Here is a 20,658-nt window from a genome sequence, read left to right as displayed (position 1 = left end):
AATATTGAAAAATTGTCTTCATAAGTTCTACACATAAAAATGTTAAGATATATTTTAAATGAAAAAACATGTGTACACCTAGGAGGAAAAGATGAAGAGAACATCAAGATATATTGCAATAATGCTTACATTAAATGTTATCGTATATAAACCAGTATTTGCAGCACCATCATCTAATCAGATTCAAAGCGAAAGAGAGCAGCTTCAAGCTGATAAAAATGAATTAAAGAGGGCACAAGAAAAAAGATTTGAAATAGAGCAAAGAATAGAAAATCTAGATAACCAAATTGAAGAAGTAATGGTTCAGGTAGAAGAAAATAAGAAGAAAATTTTAAAAGGTAATCAGGATATTAAAATAACTGAAAAGGATTTAAATGAGTCAGAAGAAAATTTAAGGAAAGAACAAGAGCTATTTAGTAAAAGAATGAAAGCCATGTATGTTAATGGTATTGATAGTTACATACAAATAATACTTGAATCAAAAGGGTTCAATGATTTTCTGTCAAGGGTAGAGATAGTGAAAAATATTATAGAAACAGACAAAAAGATTACTGCAAATCTAAAAGCAAAACAAGAGGAACTAAACATCAAAAGAAAAAAACTAAGCGATATAAACAATCAGCTAATAGCAATAAATAATGAAAATAATAAAAAGATGAGCAACCTTAAGTTAAGTAAGGACGAGCAAAATGAGCTGATTAAAGAGGCAGAAAGGCAAGAAAGATCGTTAGCGGCCGAGGTAAATGAATCGCAGGCAAGATTAAATGAAACCTTAAGACAAATACAATCAATAAGAAACTCAACACCTAAATATACACCATCTAGAGGAGCTGTATCAGTTTCAAGCAATGCCGTAGTAGCTTACGCATCCAATTTTTTAGGTACGCCTTATAAGTGGGGTGGAACTACACCAGCAGGATTTGACTGTTCAGGATTTACTCAATATGTGTACAGGCACTTCGGAATAAACCTAGGAAGGACAACCTATAATCAAATAAATGACGGTTATTCTGTTTCTAGAGACGAACTCCAGCCGGGAGATTTAGTTTTCTATGGCAAGGGAGGAAGTCCAAGTCACATGGGGATATATGTTGGCAATGGAATGTATATTCATGCGCCAAGAACTGGTGATGTTGTAAAAATATCATCTTATAGTAGGCCGGATTATATTACAGCTAGAAGAGTTATGAAATAAAAAATTTATGAAACATATTGTTAGACAGTTAGAGATAAAAGCAGCAAAGGAGATTGATAACGAACGAAGTACACTTAAAGCCATATTGAAAGAATTGCTCTAGAATATATTGACACAAATTGAATACAATAATATAATATAGTGTAAATATTTAAAGAAAAATTCTTTGATGAGAAGAGTACTTTTTTGAATTTCTTAAAGAGAGCAGGGAAGGGTGGAAGCCTTGCAGAATATAAAAAAGGAAGAGAGCCTCTGAGAAGCTGCCTGAAGTATACGAAAACAAACGTAAATCTATTTATAAGATGATAAAATTGCGAGGCTTCATTGCTTTTAGCAGATTGTAAATTATCTTGGTGTTGTTTTTCTACATGAGTAGGGCAAGCCGCTGACAGCGTTAAAGTTTCGAGTGGATGTGAATTATATTTGCATCAACTAGAGTGGTACCACGGATACAATGCCCGTCTCTATATTTTTAGAGGCGGGCTTTTTATATACATATAATGATGTGTTTATTGTGGTCTGCATATGGAAAGCATATAGTGTGTAAAAATTTAACTTTTTAACTTCTTATCTTCTTATCTTCTTATCTAGATATCTAGTTATAGTTAAAATGTTAAAGACTTAACTCATCAAAAAAGTAAATATATTAAAGGAGATGGTTTTATGGATTACAAAGCACTAGTTGCGCAAAGGATTAAGGAGCATGTTGATTTAGAACTTGATTTAATAGAAAGACTTATAGAGATTCCACCAAGGTCAGAAATGGGAGACTTTGCATTTCCTTGCTTCCAGCTTTCAAAGGCTTTAAGAAAAGCTCCAGTTATGATAGCTCAGGAACTTCAGGGAAAAATAAATAAAGAAGGCTTTGAAAAGATTGAAAACCTTGGACCATATCTAAATTTTTTCATGGATAAGTCTTTGTTTATAAAGGAGACTTTAGATAAGGCTCTTGAAGAAGGAGACAAATATGGTTCATCCAAAATTGGAGAGGGAAAAAATGTTGTGGTTGAATATTCTTCACCTAACATAGCTAAAAACTTTCACGTAGGACACCTTACAACTACAGTTATAGGTAATTCGCTATATAGACTTATGAATTTCGAAGGCTATAAGGCCATAGGAGTTAATCACCTTGGAGACTGGGGTACTCAATACGGAAGACTTATAGCTGCTTACCATAGGTGGGTAGATATAGAAGCTCTTCACAAAAATGCAATACGTGAGCTTGAAAGGCTTTACGTTAAATTCTATGATGAGGCTGAAAAAGATCCTTCTCTTGAAGATATTGCAAGAAAACATTTTAAGAACCTTGAAGACGGATGCGAAGAGGAAGTTAGACTTTGGAATGAGTTTAAGGAATTAAGCTTGAAGGAATTTAAGAGAGTATACGATATGCTTAACGTAAACTTTGATTCTTATGCTGGTGAAAGTTTCTACAGTGATAAGATGGATGCTGTAGTTGACGAGATAGAACAAAAGGGACTATTGGTTGAAAGCAATGGTGCAAAGGTAGTAATGCTGGATGAATACAATATGCCTCCATGTATAATTAAAAAGTCTGATGGGGCAACAATTTATGCTACAAGAGACCTAGCAGCTGCTTTTTATAGAAAAAAAACATATGATTTTCATAAGAATATTTATGTTGTTGGAACTTCACAAGCTTTACATTTTAAGCAGGTATTTACCACTATAAAACTTATGGGGCATGACTGGGCTGATGACTGCAAGCATGTTGGCTTTGGTCTTGTGAAGTTTGCTGAGGGAAAGTTCTCAACAAGAAGCGGTAATGCTATTTATCTTGAAGAACTATTAAATGAAGCTGTAGTTAAGGCTTTAGAAGTAATAAATGAAAAGAATCCAAACCTTGAAAATAAGGAAGAGGTAGCTAAGAAGATAGGTATTGGATCTATAGTATTCACATACCTTAAGAACAATAGAGAAAAAGATATAATATTTGATTGGAAGGAAATGCTTAACTTTGAAGGTGAGACTGGTCCATATGCTCAGTACACCTATGCAAGAGGAAAGAGTATTTTAAGAAAGGCTGGAGAAACCACTGGCAACGCAGATTTCAGTAAGATAACTTCACCAGAAGAATTTGAACTAGTTAAACTTATTTCAAGACTTCAGGATGCGATACTTGCTGCTATTGATAAGCTAGAACCTTCAATATTGACAAGACACGTTATTGAAATTGCCAAAGCCTTTAACAAATTCTACAACGCACACAGTATATTAAATGCGCAAGATGAGGAAGTTAAGATTGCAAGGCTAAAGCTAGTTGAAGCTACCTGTCAGGCTGTTAAAAACGGCTTAAGCTTAATAGGACTTGAAGTAGTAGAAAAGATGTAATTATGACTCCATAGAGTTTTTACGTACTCTATGGAGTTTTTCTATTTTAAAATCTTCCAATATGTTATATAATCTATTAGTAAGCCTTTGACTAGACGGAGGAAATGATGTTTATTAGAGAGTATAAAGATAAAATTAAAGTTGATAGAAAAGTCATAGATAAATACGATATGCATAATATTGCTTATTTTGATATAGAGACTACAGGGTTTGAGAAGGACAAGGATCATATAATTTTAATATCCTTGGGGTATTTTAATGAAGAAGGACTTCTTACAATAAAACAGTATTTCGCTGAGGAACTTGAGGATGAAACTGACATATTACATGCTTTCAGCAGTGATTTAGAAAAGTTTTCAAAATGGTGCTCCTATAATGGAATAGCCTTTGATGAGCCTTTTGTAGTGAGAAGATCAGAAAAGAATAATATATATTTTAATATTCCTTCTGAACATATTGACTTGTATAGAATGATAAGACCTTATTACAGACAGCTTGGCATGGAACGCTGCAATCTAAAAACAGTTGAAAAGTTTTTAGGTGTTGAAAGAGAAGATCAAATAGATGGGGCTATTAGCGTTGAGATGTATAATCAATATCTTCAAACTAAAGATGAAGAGTTAAAGGATATCATTATGCTTCATAACTATGAAGATGTATTAAACCTTCCTAGAATATTTACTCTTATATATAAGGTCCAAAGCAGTGATACTATCGTAAGGGATGATTGTATAACAGAAAAACAGCTTAGGTTTTTAAGAAGTTTGATAAAAAAGAATAAAATAGAGTTGAATGTAGATGTTGAAAGAATTTCTAAAAAAGCTGCCTCAAAGGTGATTGATGCAATACTAAGAGGAACCAAGGATGAAACAGAATTGACAGCTATTGCAAATAACAGCTATTAAAAAAAGCAGGAACTAATCCTGCTTTTTTTCTTTTGACATTGAATACTTTGGACAGCTATTTGAGCAGCTTCCACAGTTACATTCACCAGAGGCGCTCTTTTTAAAGTTTTTATAAAATATATATCCTGCAGCAGCTATTAGTACAGCAGCTATGATTATTTCAGGCATTAAGACCACACTCCTTTTTAAGGACACTACTAAGAAGTAATATGTCCAATTAAAATATTCTTAATATTAAGCTTCCTATATTAAATACCAGGAAGGAAACTACCCATGCTAGTATAAATTGATAAGTAACTGAAAAAGTAGCCATCTTTGTTCCGTACTCTTTTTTCATTGTAGCTATTAATGATACACATGGTGTATATAAAAGAACAAATACTAGAAAGCTGTAAGCTGAAAGAGAAGTAAATACTGTTGGAAGTATTTCTGTTAATTCACCGCCATATATAACTCCCATAGTACCAACTACAACTTCTTTAGCCATTATTCCAGCAAGCAAAGATACTGCATTTTGCCAGGAAGCAAAGCCAAGAGGATAAAATATAGGACTTATAGCTCTTCCAATATTGGACATGAAGCTTGAATTTATATCTGTATATCCATTAAAGTTAAAGTTTGAAAGTACCCACACAATAATAGATACTGAGAATATTATTGTTCCAGCTTTCTTTAAAAAGCCTTTTCCTTTTTCCCAAGTATGAAGTGCCAGTCCTTTTGCCTCAGGAAGCTTATATTCAGGGAGTTCTATTATAAAAGGTTCATCATCCTTTTTAAATAAAGTATTCTTAAATAATATTCCTATTATAAATGCAATTATTACACCAATTAAATAAAGTGAAGCTACAACTAAGGATTCATGACCCTTAAAAAATGCTCCAGCAAATACTAAATAAACAGGTAATCTTGCGTTGCAGGACATAAGTGGAACTATTAAAGCTGCCAGCTTTCTGTCTTTTTCACTTTCAAGGGTTCTTGCGGACATTACTCCTGGAACAGAACAGCCAAAACCAATTATAAGTGGAATAAATGCTTTTCCGGAAAGTCCCATCTTTCTAATTATTCTATCCATTATAAAGGCAACTCTAGCCATGTATCCGCTATCTTCTAAGAAAGAGATGCATAAAAACAATGCCAATATTACAGGAAGAAATACTATGACTGAGCCAACACCGCCTATGATACCATCTATTATCAATGATTTGAACCAATCACTGCTGCTAGAGAGCATCACATCAACTGCAGGAACAAGTTTATCTGATACTAGTGCATCAAGCCAATCCGCAAGGGGTTGACCTACCCAGCTAAAAGTGAACTGAAATATAAAAAATAGTATAAGCAAAAATAATGGATAAGCTAAAAATCTATTTATAACATACCGATCTATTTTTTCAGTGGTGGAAACTTTATTTTTAGAAGTATAGGTTAAGCATTTACTTAATACAGTTTCAATATAGCCATAGGCTTCTTTTTCTGTGTGAAACTGAAAGTTATTATCATCAGAATCTTTTAAAAAAACAGAACTATTCAAAAGTTCCTTCAGTTTATCGATGCCTTTACCTTTTGAAGCTATTATTGGAACTACAGTTACTCCAAGCTCTTTTGAGAGCATTTCATAATCAAATTTTATACCCTTGCTTTCAGCGGAATCTATCATGTTTAAAACTAAGACGATAGGCTTTTTAAACTGTTTAAGTTGTGTTGTAAGATAGAGATTTCTATTTAGATTAGAGGCATCAACTATGTTGATGATTAAATCTACATTTCCATTAACAATGAAGTTTTTAGATACCTTTTCTTCGTAAGAATAAGTATCCATGGCATATATTCCAGGCAAATCTACGATCTTAATGTTATTTCCAAGAAAACCTTCCTTTTTTTCAACAGTTACTCCAGCCCAATTTCCTACGTGTTGATTTGAACCTGTAAGCAGATTAAAAAGAGTTGTTTTTCCTACGTTAGGATTACCAAGCAATGCAGCTGTAATCATCTAAATCCCCCTTGTATTCCTATTTAGTACTTAAGAATTATTAATACCTAAACTCTTTGTATTCTTTGTTTTGAACTCTACACTTAACAATCCTTAAGTTGTTTGTTTCTATTTTGCGTTTCTTACTACAATGTTTCTTGCATCTTGCTTCCTAATTGCTAAATCGAAGCCTCTAAAATTGATTATAATTGGATCACCTAGTGGAGCTGCTGTTTTAACTGAAACCTCGGTACCCTCTATAGCGCCTAAAGCTAGCAATCTCTTCGCTAGTTTTTCATCTCCTACAATTCTAGTGACAAATGCTTTTTGTCCTGGCTTTAAATCATAAATGCTCATTATTACCACCCCACACTGAAAATCATTCTCAAGTAAATATTACCACTAATATATTTGTCTGTCAAGGAAAAAGGTTAAAATTCTAACGGACTAATGAAAATAGTATGCATTAAAAGGTTTACAAGAGGAATAACAATAAAGTTTTTATATCATAATAACAATTAATAAATAATAAATATCGAATGATACAGCAAATGTGAGAAAATGAAACAGAATAGTAAACTGTTCTAATATAATGAGCAAAAATGGCTGAAAACAACAAAAATTACTATTGATACAGATGAAAAAACATTGTATAATAGAACTGTAATAAGACGAAGCAAGGAGTGAAGTTAATGTTTAAACAATGGGAAGGTTTTATACAAGGCGAATGGATGGATAATATCGACGTTAGAGATTTTATTCAAAAGAACTATAAATTATATGAAGGTGACAAGAGCTTCTTAGCAGGTCCAACTGATAAGACTAAGAAGGTATGGGAAAAATGCAGTGAATTAATATTGGAAGAAATCAAAAAAGGTATTCTAGATGCTGACACTGAAACTGTATCAGGTGTAGATGCATTCGGACCTGGCTATATAGATAGAGAAAATGAAGTTGTTGTTGGACTTCAAACAGATGCTCCTTTAAAGAGAATAACAAATCCATGGGGCGGAATCAGAATGGCTGAAAGTGCTCTTGAATCCTATGGCTATAAGATAAGCGAAAGAATGGATGATATATTCAGTAACTACAGAAAGACTCATAACCAAGGTGTTTTCGATGCTTATACAGAAGAAATAAGAGCAGCTAGAAAAACTGGAGTATTAACTGGACTTCCAGATGCTTATGGTAGAGGAAGAATAATAGGTGACTACAGAAGGATAGTGCTTTACGGTGTAGACAGATTAATAGCTGAAAAGAAGAAAGATCTTAAGAATACTAAAGGAATAATGGTTGAAGAAACTATTAGACTTAGAGAAGAATTAAACGAGCAAATAAGAGCTCTTGCTAAAATAAAGAATATGGCAGCTTCTTATGGCTTTGATATATCACAGCCAGCTACTAACGCTGTTGAAGCAGCTCAATGGTTATACTTTGGTTATCTTGCAGCTGTTAAAGAAAACAATGGTGCTGCAATGTCATTAGGAAGAACAAGCACATTCTTAGATATATTCATTGAGAGAGATTTAGAAGCAGGTTTAATAACTGAAGAGCAAGCTCAAGAAATAATTGATCAATTCATAATCAAGCTAAGACTTGTAAGACATTTAAGAACTCCAGAGTACAATGATTTATTTGCTGGAGACCCAACTTGGGTAACTGAATCAATAGGTGGTGTTGGTGTAGACGGAAGACCTCTTGTTACTAAGAGCTCTTATAGATACCTGCACACATTAATTAATCTTGGAACAGCTCCAGAACCAAATATGACAGTTCTTTGGTCACAGCAATTACCAGAAAACTTCAAGAAGTTCTGCGCTGAAATGTCAATATTAACTGACTCAATTCAATATGAAAATGATGACGTTATGAGACCAACTTACGGAGACGACTATGCTATAGCTTGCTGTGTATCTGCAATGCAGGTTGGAAAGCAAATGCAGTTCTTCGGAGCAAGATGTAACCTAGCTAAGGGATTACTACTTGCTATCAACGGTGGTGTTGATGAAAAGCAAGGAATAAAAGTTGTTCCTGGAATTGACCCAATAATGGATGAAGTTCTTGATTATGAAAAAGTTAAAGCTAACTATGTAAAAGTTATGGAATACTTAAGTGAGCTTTATGTAAATACAATGAATATAATCCACTACATGCACGACAAGTATGCTTATGAAGCAGCGCAATTAGCTTTACATGATACTAATGTTGGAAGACTTATGGCCTTTGGAGTAGCTGGTTTATCTGTTGCTACAGACTCATTAAGTGCTATTAAGTATGCTAAGGTTAAGCCTATAAGAGAAAATGGAATAACTGTAGACTTTGAAGTAGAAGGAGATTTCCCTAAATACGGAAACGATGATGATAGAGTTGACAGCATAGCAATAGAGTTAGTTAACTTCTTCTCAAACGAACTTAAGAAGACTCCAACTTACAGAGGTGCAAAGCATACATTATCTATACTAACTATAACTTCAAACGTTGTTTATGGTAAGAAGACAGGTTCAACACCAGACGGAAGAAAGGCTGGAGAGCCATTTGCACCTGGAGCTAACCCAATGCATGGAAGAGACTTAGAAGGTGCACTTGCATCACTTAACTCAGTTGCTAAGGTTCCATATTCAAGCTGCGAAGACGGGGTATCCAATACATTCTCAATACTTCCAGATGCACTAGGAAAAGATCATGAATCAAGAATAAACAACCTTGCATCAATAATGGACGGATACTTTGGTCAAGATGCTCACCACTTAAATGTAAATGTATTAAACAGAGAAACATTAATGGATGCTATGGAACACCCAGAGAAGTATCCAACATTAACAATAAGAGTTTCAGGATATGCAGTTAACTTCAACAGATTAACAAAATCACAACAAAAAGAAGTTATAAGCAGAACATTCCACGAAAAAATGTAATCAAATAGGCTCTCCATGCCTATGGCAGGGCTTAATTCTGAGACTTAAATAGGCACTTGCTTTGAGCTGAGCAACAGACTATTGTAGGCTGCTTCTGGCAGGGCTCAACTCTAAAGCTTAAGGTGGTACTCGTTTATACGATTACCACCTTAAATTAACAGTGGTTTTAATATAGTTAATAAATTCTGAAGGAGGGGATTTAAATGCTAAAAGGCAGAATACACTCAATTGAAAGTATGGGGCTAGTAGATGGACCGGGAGTTAGAACGGTTGTGTTTTTTCAGGGATGCAAGCTGAGATGCGCTTATTGTCATAATCCAGATACTTGGGCTATGGATGGAGGAAATGAAATGACTCCAGAGGAGCTTTTAAGAAAGATTATGCGATTTAGACCATACTTTGAACGCTCAGGCGGTGGTGTTACCTTTTCAGGAGGAGATCCTCTTCTTCAGCCTGAATTTCTGCTGGAAATGCTTAAACTTTGTAAGGAAAAGGGAATACACACTGCGTTAGATACAGCTGGATATGGCTTTGGAGAATATTCTGAAATACTAAAGTATGTAGATTTGGTACTTTTAGATATAAAGCATGTAGATGATTTTGGATACAAAAACCTTACAGGCAGAAGTAAGCATGGTCTAGATCAGTTTCTTGAAGAATTAGATAAATCTAATACAAAGGTTTGGATTAGACATGTGGTTGTACCAGGAATAACAGATTCTGCAGAGCATATTGAAAAGCTTAAGGGCATTATAAAAGAAATTAAAAATGTTGATAAAGTTGAACTTCTTCCTTATCATACAATGGGAGTTTCCAAATATGAGCAACTTGGCATTCCATACAGATTAGAAAATTTAGAACCTATGGACAAAAAATATACTAAGGACTTAGAAAAGCAACTAAACGATTTCATTAAATATGCTTAACAATTGCAAAATATGAAAATAAAAATTGCAAAAATCTATTGACATATACACCAAATGTTAATATAATTAAATCAATGCAGGAACACAGTATTACTGCATTTAACTAAAGTAATTTAATATTGATGATATACTTATCTAGAGAGGTGGAGGGACTGGCCCTATGAAGCCCGGCAACCGGCATTGTTATTATAACAATGCAATGGTGCCAATTCCTGCAGTGTTTTATAAACACTGGGAGATGAGGAAACACGGAATGCTTATAGAGCCCCGAGGTTTTCTCGGGGCTTATTTTTATATTTTTAATTAGAATAGTTATTAATATCAATTGATAGTATTTGGATTCTTAAATAAGTATGTAAGGGGGAAATGAATGATTCATATAAGTAAAGTTTCAAAAAGCTTTGGAAATACAGAGGTGCTTCGTGAAGTAAGCTTAGAAGTAGAGCAAGGGGAAATCTTTGGAATAGTTGGACATAGCGGAGCAGGAAAGTCAACATTGCTTAGGTGTCTTAATGGTCTTGAGGGCTACGATAGTGGAAGTATAATTGTTATGGATAAAGAGGTTAGGAGCCTTAAAACTAAATCATTAAGAGAATTTAGAAAAGAACTGGGAATGATATTTCAAAGTTTTAATCTATTAAACAGAGTAAATGTGTATGAAAATGTCGCTCTACCAATGCAGCTATGGAGAGTTCCTAAAGAAGAAATAAAGGAGAGAGTACACAGCCTCTTAAAGCTGGTAGGTTTGGAGGAAAAGACGAAAAGTTATCCTAGGGAGCTGAGCGGAGGACAAAAACAAAGAGTTGCAATAGCAAGGGCTCTTGCTCTTCAGCCTAAAATACTTTTATGTGATGAAGCTACTTCAGCTTTAGACCCTAAGACTACAAAATCAATACTTCAGCTTTTAAGAGAAATAAACCAAAAGCTTAATATAACAATAGTTATAGTTACACACCAAATGGAGGTTATAAAAGAGGTGTGCAGCAGAGTAGCTTTAATGGAAGACGGTGAAGTTAAAGCTATTGGTGTGGTTGAAGATTTATTCCTTGAACCTCCACATGAATTGAGGGACCTTATGGGCGAGGAAGAGCTTTTGCCTCGTGAAGGCTCAAATATAAAAATATTCTTTCCAAAAGATCAAAGTCAAAGGACTATAATAACCTCAATGGCTAGAGATCTTGATATAGATTTTTCAATAGTTTGGGGTAAGCTTGAAAGGTTTAGAGAGGATGTTTTGGGAAGCTTAGTCATAAATGTAGAGGAAAGATATGAAAAACAAATATTCGAATTCTTAAGAAAGCAGGAAGTAAGCTGGGAGGTAATAAAAGATGCCGTTAAATAAATTATTATTAGATATACTTTTGCCCGGGTTATGGGACACATTGTACATGGTACTGCTATCAACTCTTTATGCGGTAATTATTGGTTTTATTCCTGCTATTGCTTTGGTAATAACAGATGCTAAAGGTTTGAAGCCTAATAAAGCAGTAAATAGCATTTTGAATTTTTTTATAAATCTTTTAAGATCCTTCCCATTTATAATATTGATGATAGCAATATTTCCACTAACAAAGCTTATTGCGGGAACTACCATTGGAAGGGAAGCAGCTATAGTGCCTCTTACAATTGGGGCAGCTCCTTTTGCAGCTAGAGTTATTGAATCAGCTCTTAAAGAAGTTGATCCAGGAATTATTGAAGCAGCAAAATCCTTTGGTGCAAGTACTTGGCAGATAATAATTAAAGTTATGATAAAAGAGGCTCTTCCATCTATAATCCTTGGAATAACACTTACAGTTATAAGTGTTATTGGCTATTCAGCAATGGCTGGTACCATAGGTGCAGGAGGTCTTGGGGACATAGCTGTCAGGTATGGGTATCAAAGGTTTAAGACAGATATAATGATTTACACTGTTATTATACTTATTATTGTGGTTCAGATACTTCAAGGCTTAGGTAATCTAGCTTATAAAAAGCTAAGCAAATAAATTTTAAAATATTATATTTTTAAAGAGGGGGTTTTTAAAAATGAAAAAAACATTAAGTATTTTATTAGCTGTAGCATTAACAGCAGGACTTGCAGGCTGCGGAGCAAAACAAACATCTCCGGCGTCAGGCACACCAACAAGCACAGGTTCATCCGAAAAAAAGATAATTAAGGTCGGAGCAAGCCCGGTACCGCATAAAGAAATATTAGAGGTTGTTAAGCCGTTACTTGAAAAGAAAGGCTATAAACTTGAAATAACAGAGTTTACTGATTATGTTCAGCCAAATCTTGCAGTAAATGACGGTCAATTAGATGCAAATTTCTTTCAACACGTGCCTTATCTTCAGAATATGGTTAAGGAAAAAAATCTTTCATTAGATTATACTGTTAAAGTTCACCTAGAACCAATGGGAGTTTATTCTAAGAAGGTTAAGGCAATAACTGAATTAAAAGACGGAGCTTCCATAGCAGTACCAAATGATCCAACTAATGAAGCAAGAGCTTTAAGAGTTCTTGAAAATGCCGGTCTTATAAAACTCAAGAGCGGAGATTTAGTAACAGCTATAGATATTACTGAGAATCCTAAGAACTTAAAATTTAAAGAACTTGAAGCAGCACAGCTTCCAAGAACTCTAGATGATGTTGATGCAGCTGTTATTAACGGGAATTATGCATTGGAAGCTAAATTAAATCCATCTAAGGATGCACTTGCAATTGAAGCAAAAGATTCTCCATTTGCAAATATTTTAGCTGTAAAAAAGTCTGATAAGGATAAGGATTATATCAAAGCACTTTCAGAGGCGCTAACTTCACCAGAGGTTAAACAGTTCCTTCAAAATAAGTATACAGACGGCAGCGTAATACCAGCATTTTAAAAAAATGAAGAATGTGAGATTCTTACTCTCCATTCTTCATTTTTTATTCTTACTTTCATTACAAATGAAAGATTTGGTTATACTTAATATATATCTTACAAAATATTGATAGCATAATTACCGTATTTATAATATTATATTATTAAACATGGTATTGGAGGCAGGAATGAGCAAAAATATAGGAGCTTTTTTTGATATTGATGGTACTCTTTACAGAGAAGGACTTATTGCTGAGATATTCAAAAAATTGGTTAAATATGAGATAATAGACCCTGAAAGATGGTATAATGATGTAAGGCTTGAGTATCAGAAATGGGATAAGAGACAAGGGAACTATGATAATTATCTATTAAGAATGGCAGACATATATGTTGAAGCAATAAAAGGATTGCATAGGTCTCAGGTGGAGTTTATTGCTAGAAATGTAGTTAATCAGAAAGGTGACAGAGTTTATACTTTTACAAGAGACAGGATAAAGTGGCATAAACAACAGGGGCATGTACTTATAACTATTTCAGGCAGCCCTATAGAACTTGTTAGAGAAATGGCTCAAAAGCACGGATTTGATGACTATAAGGGTGCTGTTTACATGCTTGATAAGAATGAGCTTTACACGGGCGAGGTTGTCCCTATGTGGGACAGCAAGAGCAAGAAAGTAGCTATACATCATTTTGCAGATAAATATAATATAGACCTAAGTAAGAGTTATGCTTATGGAGATACTGCGGGAGATTTTACAATGTTTCAGCTGGTAGGTGCGCCAGTGCTTGTAAATCCAACAAGAGAGCTTATTAAAAAAGTACAGGAGAGCAAGGAAACTAGAGAAAAATCCTTAATTGTTGTTGAAAGAAAAGATATGGTATACAAATTGACCCCAGATTTGATTCAGATTGATTAGGAAAGAGTGGTTTTGTGATAGCTAGAGAAAATGAAATATATATTGGAGAGGTTGATAATAGTTTTGCCTTAGATATCGAAAATAGAAAAGATTTATATAAGAATGCTCTATTCTTTGATTTGGAGCATTATGTCTATAAAAAGCCTATATGTGTTGGAGTATTTGGTTGCTGCTATTATGATGAAAAGGATAAAATATTAAGAGTTACTCAATATATGATTGAAAATAAAGATGATGCTTACGATATATTGGTGTTGGCTAAGGACTATTTTGATCAAATGCTTAAGCTTGGAAAGAAATATATCGTTACTTTTTCAGGGAATAATGATTATACTATTATTAACTATTTGTTCAATAAGTATAAGATGGATTTTAATGTAGAAGAAATTTTTAAGGGTATAGATTTGCAGAAAGAATATGAAAAAGTCAGAAAAACATCTATAGGACTTAAGGCACTTGAGAAAGAATTTGGTATATCTAGAGACAGCGAGCTTATAAGCGGCGCAAATCTTGCAAAGACCTTCCATAAAATTATGCAGGATGAGGATTATGTAAACAGAATGCCTGAAGAAAAGAAAGAAAAAATACTTCTTTATAATGATCAGGATGTGGTAAGCCTATTTCATATGTTTGTAAATTGGAATAGTTTTATTAGAGCTGTGGAGGAAAAAGAAGAAACGGAAAAAAAAGATGCTGTGGAGTAAGAACTTCACAGCATCTTTTTTTTTGCCCATTTTTAAAAGTGTAATATATTTAATCTTCCTTAATATAAATTAACAAGAGTAGAAATAGCTAGAGCGGTTTGACTGTTACATAAAGGGGGGCATTATGTGAGATATATTGGAAAAGAGTTTAATAGGGTAGACGGAAAAATTAAGGCTGATGGAACACATAAATATCCATCTGACTACAACGAGGAGAGTACTCTTATACTTGGTGTAAGGAGAGCTGAAATTCCTCATGCAAATATACTTAGTATTGATTTGGAGAGGGCATTGAAAGTGCCAGGTGTTGTAGCGATTTACACTGCAAAGGATATACCAGGAAGAAATAGATACGGAATTGTGCATAAGGATCAGGAAATTTTAGTAGAAAGGAAGGTCAGATGCATTGGAGACCCTATTTGTCTGGTAGTTGCAGAAAATAAGTGGGCTGTAGAAGAAGCTATACGAGAAATAAAAATAGAATATGAGATACTTGACATAATAACAGATCCTTTTAAAGGATTGAGTGAAGGAGCAGAAAAGGTTCATGAGGGTGGAAATCTGCTTCATCACATAGAAGTGTCAAAGGGAGATATAGAAAAGGCTTTTAAAGAAGCAGATATAATTATAGAAAACAAGTATAGTGTGCCATTTCAGGATCATATGCCCCTTGAAACAGAAGCAGGGTTCGGGAAAATAGACGAAGATGGAAAGCTTGCTATATGGGCAGGCACACAGACTATTTACAGAGATATTTCGGAAATCTCCTATGCTTTCGGAATTGCGCAGGAAGATATAAGGGTTTCGGCGCCTTTTTTTGGAGGAGGTTTTGGAAGAAAGGATGGTATAACGATTCAGCTATTGATAGCTTTGGCGGTAATAAAGCTCAAAAGACCTGTAAAAATTTTTCTTGAAAGATCTGAGTCTATAAATTCAAGTTATCATAGACATGCTGCTTATATGCATTATAAGACTGCCGCTAAAAGAGACGGAACAATAATTGGCTGCGAAGCCAAGCTTTACTTTGATAAAGGAGCTTATGCAAGTCTTGGGGCGGAGGTTCTGAATCTTGCGGTAGAGCATTTTGCGGGTCCTTATAGAGTTGACAATACTCACGTAGAGGGTTTCGCAGTTTATACGAACAATCCAATTGGAGGAGCATTTAGAGGCTTTGGAGTGCCTCAAGTAAATTTTGCTTTTGAATCACAAATGGATATACTGTCAGAAAAATGTAATATAGAGCCTCTTGAATTTAGAAAACTGAATGTTATTAAGCAATGGGATACTTCATGTATTGGGCATACCTTTATATACAGTACAGGGCTTAAGGAATGCTTGGAAGCTTTAGAAAGAACGGAACTATATAAAAATAGAGAGCAGTATCTAGAAAATGTTAAGCCTAATAAAAAAAGAGGACTTGGAATAGCATGCTCTTATCAAGGAGGAGGTCTAGGAGTAAACATACCAGACTTTGCTCAAGCCAAACTAGAGCTTTGCGGCAACGGAAGCCTCATTGTTTATGGAGGAATTTCGGACATGGGGCAGGGAAACACAACCGCTTATGTTCAAATTATTGCAGAACATTTCGATATGGATAGGTCTAAAATTAAGTACACCACACCAGATTCAAAGTTCACATTAGATTCAGGACCAGCCTCTGCTTCACGAACTACCTATATATATGGAAAAGCGTTAGATGGTGCAGCAAAGATAATGAAAGATAGGATGCTTAGTGCTGCGGCTATGTTATTACAAGAAAATAAGGAAAACTTAAGTTTTAAGGAAGGTAAAATAAAAGGAAGAAAAGGCAATATAAGTTTTGACGTTGTGTGCAAAGCGATTTCAAAGGAGGATAGAATTGCAGTATGCTATGCAGATAATCCAGTGGCGAAAGATAAGCACGAGATAGGTCACGGACTGCCTCATATAATTTATTCGCATGCAGCTCATATGGCATTAGTTGAAGTTGATTTGCTAACAGGTGAAGTTAGTGTGGTTAAATATATAACTGCTACTGAATGCGGAAAGGTTATTAATCTGCAATCTCTTAAGGGACAGATACATGGAGGAGCGGCACAAGGGATAGGTTATGCTCTTTATGAAGGATTAAAGCTTAAAGACTCAAGGGTATTAAATAATAAAATGTCAACTTATATTATTCCAAGCATAATGGATGTGCCTGATATTGAAACTTTGCATGTTGAGACTTATGAGACTACAGGTGTTTTCGGCATGAAGGGAGTTGGAGAGATAAGCATAGATGCACCTGCACCAACTATTTCAAATGCTGTTTATAATGCTGTTGGATACAGGTGTTTCAGTTTACCAGTAAGTGCAGAAAAAATACTGCTTAGAGACAGCCACACTTGGTAAGAATGGAGGAGGTTTAATGAATTATATTGGCAAAGAGTACGACAGGGTAGATGGACTTGAAAAGATTAAAGGTTCAGCAATATATGTAGACGATTACAAATTTCCTAACATGCTTTATGTGTCTGTAGTAAGAAGTTCTATACCTTCTGGAAGGATATCTTCAATTGATACAAGCAAAGCGTTTATTGAAGGTGTGGTTGGAATATATAAGGCTGAGGATTTTGAAGGTGACAACAGCTACGGATTTCCAATTTGCGATAATCAAATTCTTTCAAAGGGTGAGGTTAAATATATAGGTGATGCTGTATGTATAGTTTGCGCCAAAAATAAAGAAACAGCTGATAAAGCTGCAAAGCTAATTAGAGTTGAGTATGAAGCTTTAAAGCCTAAATTTAATATAGAAGACTCAGAAGATATGTTTAACAAGCTTGTACTTAAGAAAAATGTTGAGCAAGTCTCAATGAATTTAGAAGATGTTGTAGTTGAATTAGAACTTAGTACAAAGCATCAGGAACATATGTATATAGAGCCAGAAGGTGCTGTGGCTTGTTACGAGGACAATGTGCTTAATATATATTCACCCATGCAAACTCCATTAACTGCTAGAAATATTGTTGCCAAGGTTTTAGGGTTAGGCAGTAACAAAGTAAGAGTAATACAGTCTACAGTAGGAGGTGCATTTGGAGGAAAAGATGATGTAGTTTACGAGGCTTGCGGCTTTGCAGCTCTTGGTACGTTTAAAACTGGAAGACCATGTAAATTTGTAGCGTCCAGAGAGGAATCAATTATATCAAGCTATAAGAGGCACCCTATAAAAAGCAAAATACAGCTCGTAGCGAACAAGGAAGGTAAGCTTAAAGGTATAAAAGTAAGAAATAAAATGGATGGTGGGGCGTATGCTTCTGTAAGTACTTTCGTGCAGTATAGAAACACAACCCATTCAGCAGGTCCGTACGTATATGACTGGGTAGATGTAGAAAATGAGGTTTATTATACAAATAATGTGTATTGCGGAGCTTTTAGAGGGTTTGGAGGATTACAGGCATGTTATTTCTATGATACAGCTATAGATGAAATGTCTTACAAGCTTGATATGGATCCAATAGATTTAAGACTAAAAAATGTTTGGAGAAAAGGAAAAACCACTTCAACAAATCAACAGGTGGATTGGGAACCACCAATTGAAAATATCTTAAATAGAATAAGAGAGATTTCTAACTGGGACAGAACCATTAGGGAATTTGAAAAATTTAACAGAACCAATAAGTATCTTAAAAAAGGGATAGGAGTTTCTTTGGGTTACCATGGTATAAGTCTAGGAGCAGAAGGTGCAGATTATGCTCAATCTGAGGTGATTTATCTTACTGAGGAAAGAAAACTACTGGTTACTTGTGGTATATCTGAGCTTGGCCAAGGATCTAGAACTGTATTTTCTCAAATTGCCAGCGAGGTTTTTAATATTGAGGCTAGCTTCATAGAGGTAAATAATTATGATACCGCTAAAATTTTAGACAGCGGTCCAACTGTTGCCTCTCGCGGGTCTACTGTAGGGGGAAGAGCAGTAAAGATTGCCTGTGAAAACTTTATTCATCTTTTAAAGCAAGAGCTAGCTGAATATGAAGGTATAACTCCAGAAAGTATTTGTTTTAAAGAAGGATATCTATATATAAACGATAAAAAGAGAGTATTTATAATAGATTTTTGCAGAATGCTTTCACAGAAAAAAGAAGTTAAAGCTGTAGGTCGCTTTGATATGCCAAATATAGATTGGAATGAACAGACGGGCCTTGGAATACCTTATGTAGCATATCACTACGGAGCACATGTAAGCTGCATAACTGTAGATATTACTACAGGTGAGGTATCAGTAGATAAATACTTCGCAGTTCATGATATAGGAAAGGTTATAAACCCAACAGCCCTTAAGGGACAAATAAACGGAGGAATAGCAACAGGCATAGGGTATGCGCTTATGGAAGATTTGGAGATTCATGATGGAATTATAGAAAACATAAATTTTGACGGATATATAATACCAACCTCACAGGATATTCCGCAAATTTACAGTGAGGCTTACGAAAGCGATGAGCCTGTAGGACCTTATGGAGCAAAGGGTACAGGAGAGCCAGTACTAACACCAGTACCAGCTTGCATAGGCAACGCCATAAGATTTGCAACAGGCAAGAGACTTACCCATTTGCCCTTCAGCCTTGAAAAAATAGTATTAGGTAAGGAGCTGAGCAAGTATGATAAAAAGCTTTGTAAAGCCTAAAAAACTTCAAGAAGTATTGGAGATTCTGAATCAGGGAAGCGTTACTATTTTAGCAGGTGGAACTGATATTATGGTAGAAGCAAGAGGCAGGAAAGAACTTTTGAACAGTGTTGTAGATATATCAGGAGTGGAAGAACTGAAAGGAATTATATACACGGATAATGTTGTTTCCATATTGGCTGGAACTACCCATGCTGAAGTAGAAAAAAGTGAAATAATAAAGACTAATATTTCAATGCTTTCAAAAGCCTGTAGTTTAGTAGGCTCAACACTTATAAGAAATAGGGCAACCATTGGGGGAAATATTGCTAACAACGCAAATTGTGCTGATAGTATACCACCTCTTTTAATATACGATGCAAAGTTAGTACTCAAAAACCTTAATGGCGAAAGGGTCTTAAGCCTTGATGAGTTTTTAGGAAAGAATGGCTCAGTAAATTTACGACCTGATGAAATTTTATATTCAATTGAAGTGGAAAAGCTTGTAGGCTACAAGTGGGAGTTGGTGAAGGTTGGCAGAAGAAAGTCGCTTGCCATATCAAGAATGACTTTGGCTATTGCGTTAAAAGAAAAGGATGGATTCATAGAGGACCTAAGATTATGTCCAGGAGCAATGCTGCCCAAACATACAAGACTATATAATACTGAGAAAAATTTTAAAGGACAAAAGCTTACAAGTGAAGTCATAGAATCAATAGCTGGCAGTGCGGTCGAAGAGGCTATAGCAATGAGTGGAAGACGCTGGTCTGCGGAATACAAGGAGCCTGTACTTAAAGGATTAATAATAAGAACTCTTGAACAATGGAGGATTTAATATGGAACTTGAATTTATCTTAAACGGAACTAAAGTGATTACTGATGCAGACCCAACTAAAAGTCTTTTAGATTTTATAAGAGAAGATATGGAACTAACAGGAACTAAAAAAGGCTGTGCTATAGGTGAATGCGGTGCTTGTACAGTCCTTATAGATAAAAAAGCGGTAAATTCCTGCATGGTTATGGCAGGTCAGATTCAAGGCTGCGAAATTATAACTATCGAAGGAGTTGGGGCAGAGGTGCTTCATCCTCTACAACAAAAGCTGCTTAAAGGAGGTGCAGTGCAGTGTGGTTTCTGTACTCCTGGAATGATCATGGCAATATTGGGGCTTTTATATGAAAATACAGAGCCAAACGCAGAGGAAATAAAGAGAGCCATAGATGGCAATTTATGCAGATGCACAGGCTATAATCAGATAATTAAGAGCGTAGAGGAACTAAAGCTTAATGAACTTGTGCTTTAAAAATGGG

General features: G+C 34.9%; 17 protein-coding genes, 1 riboswitch and 1 other annotated feature. Of the genes, 14 read left to right on the top strand and 3 right to left on the bottom strand.

What is annotated here, in order from left to right; genetic code table 11:
- Positions 1-91 precede the first annotated feature (91 nt).
- From NBE98_RS20055 to NBE98_RS20045, 3 genes are all read left to right on the top strand, one after another.
- Complete coding sequence (locus tag NBE98_RS20055; protein ID WP_250816784.1) at positions 92-1,195, top strand: C40 family peptidase; 1,104 nt, start codon at positions 92-94, stop codon at positions 1,193-1,195.
- Between the two features lie 157 nt (positions 1,196-1,352).
- Positions 1,353-1,664: a binding site (T-box leader), on the top strand.
- Positions 1,665-1,858: 194 nt separating this feature from the next.
- Positions 1,859-3,550: an arginine--tRNA ligase gene (gene argS / locus NBE98_RS20050; RefSeq protein ID WP_250816783.1), complete on the top strand. Its 1,692-nt coding sequence runs from the start codon at positions 1,859-1,861 to the stop codon at positions 3,548-3,550.
- A gap of 107 nt (positions 3,551-3,657) precedes the next feature.
- The gene (locus tag NBE98_RS20045) at positions 3,658-4,455 is read left to right on the top strand and encodes a ribonuclease H-like domain-containing protein (protein WP_250816782.1); all 798 of its coding nucleotides are present in this window, start codon (positions 3,658-3,660) and stop codon (positions 4,453-4,455) included.
- Between the two features lie 12 nt (positions 4,456-4,467).
- On the opposite strand, the gene NBE98_RS20040 is transcribed toward NBE98_RS20045, so the two are convergent.
- The 3 genes from NBE98_RS20040 to NBE98_RS20030 all read right to left on the bottom strand — a co-directional run bounded on the left by NBE98_RS20040 (position 4,468) and on the right by NBE98_RS20030 (position 6,781).
- Positions 4,468-4,623, bottom strand: coding sequence for a FeoB-associated Cys-rich membrane protein (locus NBE98_RS20040; RefSeq protein ID WP_250816781.1), 156 nt, complete (start codon positions 4,621-4,623; stop codon positions 4,468-4,470).
- Positions 4,624-4,672: 49 nt separating this feature from the next.
- Positions 4,673-6,445, bottom strand: coding sequence for a ferrous iron transport protein B (feoB, locus tag NBE98_RS20035; protein WP_250816780.1), 1,773 nt, complete (start codon positions 6,443-6,445; stop codon positions 4,673-4,675).
- A 108-nt stretch (positions 6,446-6,553) separates the two neighbouring features.
- Entirely contained in the window at positions 6,554-6,781 is a 228-nt protein-coding gene (locus tag NBE98_RS20030; protein ID WP_250816779.1) for a FeoA family protein, read from the bottom strand.
- Between the two features lie 335 nt (positions 6,782-7,116).
- Between NBE98_RS20030 and pflB the strand changes: the two genes are divergently transcribed.
- The 11 genes from pflB (at position 7,117) to NBE98_RS19975 (ending at position 20,651) form a co-directional block, all read left to right on the top strand.
- A complete protein-coding gene (gene pflB, locus NBE98_RS20025; protein WP_250816778.1) occupies positions 7,117-9,339 on the top strand; it encodes a formate C-acetyltransferase in 2,223 nt (740 codons plus the stop codon).
- 203 nt (positions 9,340-9,542) lie between these two features.
- Positions 9,543-10,265 (top strand): pyruvate formate-lyase-activating protein, encoded by a 723-nt coding sequence (gene pflA, locus NBE98_RS20020; RefSeq protein WP_250816777.1) that lies wholly within the window; start codon positions 9,543-9,545, stop codon positions 10,263-10,265.
- 128 nt (positions 10,266-10,393) lie between these two features.
- Positions 10,394-10,510: riboswitch (SAM riboswitch) on the top strand.
- 125 nt (positions 10,511-10,635) lie between these two features.
- On the top strand, positions 10,636-11,607 hold the full coding sequence (locus tag NBE98_RS20015) for a methionine ABC transporter ATP-binding protein (protein ID WP_250816776.1): 972 nt from the start codon (positions 10,636-10,638) through the stop codon (positions 11,605-11,607).
- Positions 11,594-12,250 carry a methionine ABC transporter permease gene (locus NBE98_RS20010; RefSeq protein ID WP_250816775.1) on the top strand — a complete coding sequence of 219 codons (657 nt, stop codon included), beginning with the start codon at positions 11,594-11,596 and terminating at the stop codon, positions 12,248-12,250. The genes NBE98_RS20015 and NBE98_RS20010 overlap by 14 nt, the downstream gene beginning before the upstream one ends.
- 40 nt (positions 12,251-12,290) lie before the next feature.
- Positions 12,291-13,124: a MetQ/NlpA family ABC transporter substrate-binding protein gene (locus tag NBE98_RS20005; RefSeq protein ID WP_250816774.1), complete on the top strand. Its 834-nt coding sequence runs from the start codon at positions 12,291-12,293 to the stop codon at positions 13,122-13,124.
- 166 nt (positions 13,125-13,290) lie between these two features.
- Positions 13,291-14,022, top strand: coding sequence for an HAD-IB family hydrolase (locus NBE98_RS20000; protein WP_250816773.1), 732 nt, complete (start codon positions 13,291-13,293; stop codon positions 14,020-14,022).
- Between the two features lie 14 nt (positions 14,023-14,036).
- Positions 14,037-14,726 (top strand): ribonuclease H-like domain-containing protein, encoded by a 690-nt coding sequence (locus tag NBE98_RS19995; protein WP_250816772.1) that lies wholly within the window; start codon positions 14,037-14,039, stop codon positions 14,724-14,726.
- 126 nt (positions 14,727-14,852) lie between these two features.
- Positions 14,853-17,099, top strand: a complete 2,247-nt coding sequence (locus NBE98_RS19990; RefSeq protein WP_250816771.1) for a xanthine dehydrogenase family protein molybdopterin-binding subunit — start codon at positions 14,853-14,855, stop codon at positions 17,097-17,099.
- 16 nt (positions 17,100-17,115) lie between these two features.
- Positions 17,116-19,371 (top strand): xanthine dehydrogenase family protein molybdopterin-binding subunit, encoded by a 2,256-nt coding sequence (locus tag NBE98_RS19985; protein WP_250816770.1) that lies wholly within the window; start codon positions 17,116-17,118, stop codon positions 19,369-19,371.
- Entirely contained in the window at positions 19,346-20,185 is an 840-nt protein-coding gene (locus NBE98_RS19980; protein ID WP_250816769.1) for an FAD binding domain-containing protein, read from the top strand. Before NBE98_RS19985 ends, NBE98_RS19980 begins: the two co-directional genes overlap by 26 nt.
- Position 20,186: 1 nt before the next feature.
- Entirely contained in the window at positions 20,187-20,651 is a 465-nt protein-coding gene (locus NBE98_RS19975) for a (2Fe-2S)-binding protein (RefSeq protein ID WP_250816768.1), read from the top strand.
- Positions 20,652-20,658: the final 7 nt, after the last annotated feature.

This window comes from Clostridium swellfunianum (assembly GCF_023656515.1).
GTDB classification, from domain to species: Bacteria; Bacillota; Clostridia; order Clostridiales; family Clostridiaceae; genus Clostridium_AT; species Clostridium_AT swellfunianum.
This window is presented reverse-complemented; position numbering and strand designations above follow the sequence as displayed.

Coding starts and splice junctions, on each gene's coding strand:
- NBE98_RS20045 (WP_250816782.1), top strand. CDS start 3,658: ATGTTTATTAGAGAGTATAAAGATAAAATTAAAGTTGATAGAAAAGTC.
- pflA (WP_250816777.1), top strand. CDS start 9,543: ATGCTAAAAGGCAGAATACACTCAATTGAAAGTATGGGGCTAGTAGAT.
- NBE98_RS20010 (WP_250816775.1), top strand. CDS start 11,594: ATGCCGTTAAATAAATTATTATTAGATATACTTTTGCCCGGGTTATGG.
- NBE98_RS20030 (WP_250816779.1), bottom strand. CDS start 6,781: ATGAGCATTTATGATTTAAAGCCAGGACAAAAAGCATTTGTCACTAGA.
- pflB (WP_250816778.1), top strand. CDS start 7,117: ATGTTTAAACAATGGGAAGGTTTTATACAAGGCGAATGGATGGATAAT.
- NBE98_RS20005 (WP_250816774.1), top strand. CDS start 12,291: ATGAAAAAAACATTAAGTATTTTATTAGCTGTAGCATTAACAGCAGGA.
- NBE98_RS19985 (WP_250816770.1), top strand. CDS start 17,116: ATGAATTATATTGGCAAAGAGTACGACAGGGTAGATGGACTTGAAAAG.
- NBE98_RS19980 (WP_250816769.1), top strand. CDS start 19,346: ATGATAAAAAGCTTTGTAAAGCCTAAAAAACTTCAAGAAGTATTGGAG.
- argS (WP_250816783.1), top strand. CDS start 1,859: ATGGATTACAAAGCACTAGTTGCGCAAAGGATTAAGGAGCATGTTGAT.
- NBE98_RS20055 (WP_250816784.1), top strand. CDS start 92: ATGAAGAGAACATCAAGATATATTGCAATAATGCTTACATTAAATGTT.
- feoB (WP_250816780.1), bottom strand. CDS start 6,445: ATGATTACAGCTGCATTGCTTGGTAATCCTAACGTAGGAAAAACAACT.
- NBE98_RS20000 (WP_250816773.1), top strand. CDS start 13,291: ATGAGCAAAAATATAGGAGCTTTTTTTGATATTGATGGTACTCTTTAC.
- NBE98_RS20040 (WP_250816781.1), bottom strand. CDS start 4,623: ATGCCTGAAATAATCATAGCTGCTGTACTAATAGCTGCTGCAGGATAT.
- NBE98_RS20015 (WP_250816776.1), top strand. CDS start 10,636: ATGATTCATATAAGTAAAGTTTCAAAAAGCTTTGGAAATACAGAGGTG.
- NBE98_RS19975 (WP_250816768.1), top strand. CDS start 20,187: ATGGAACTTGAATTTATCTTAAACGGAACTAAAGTGATTACTGATGCA.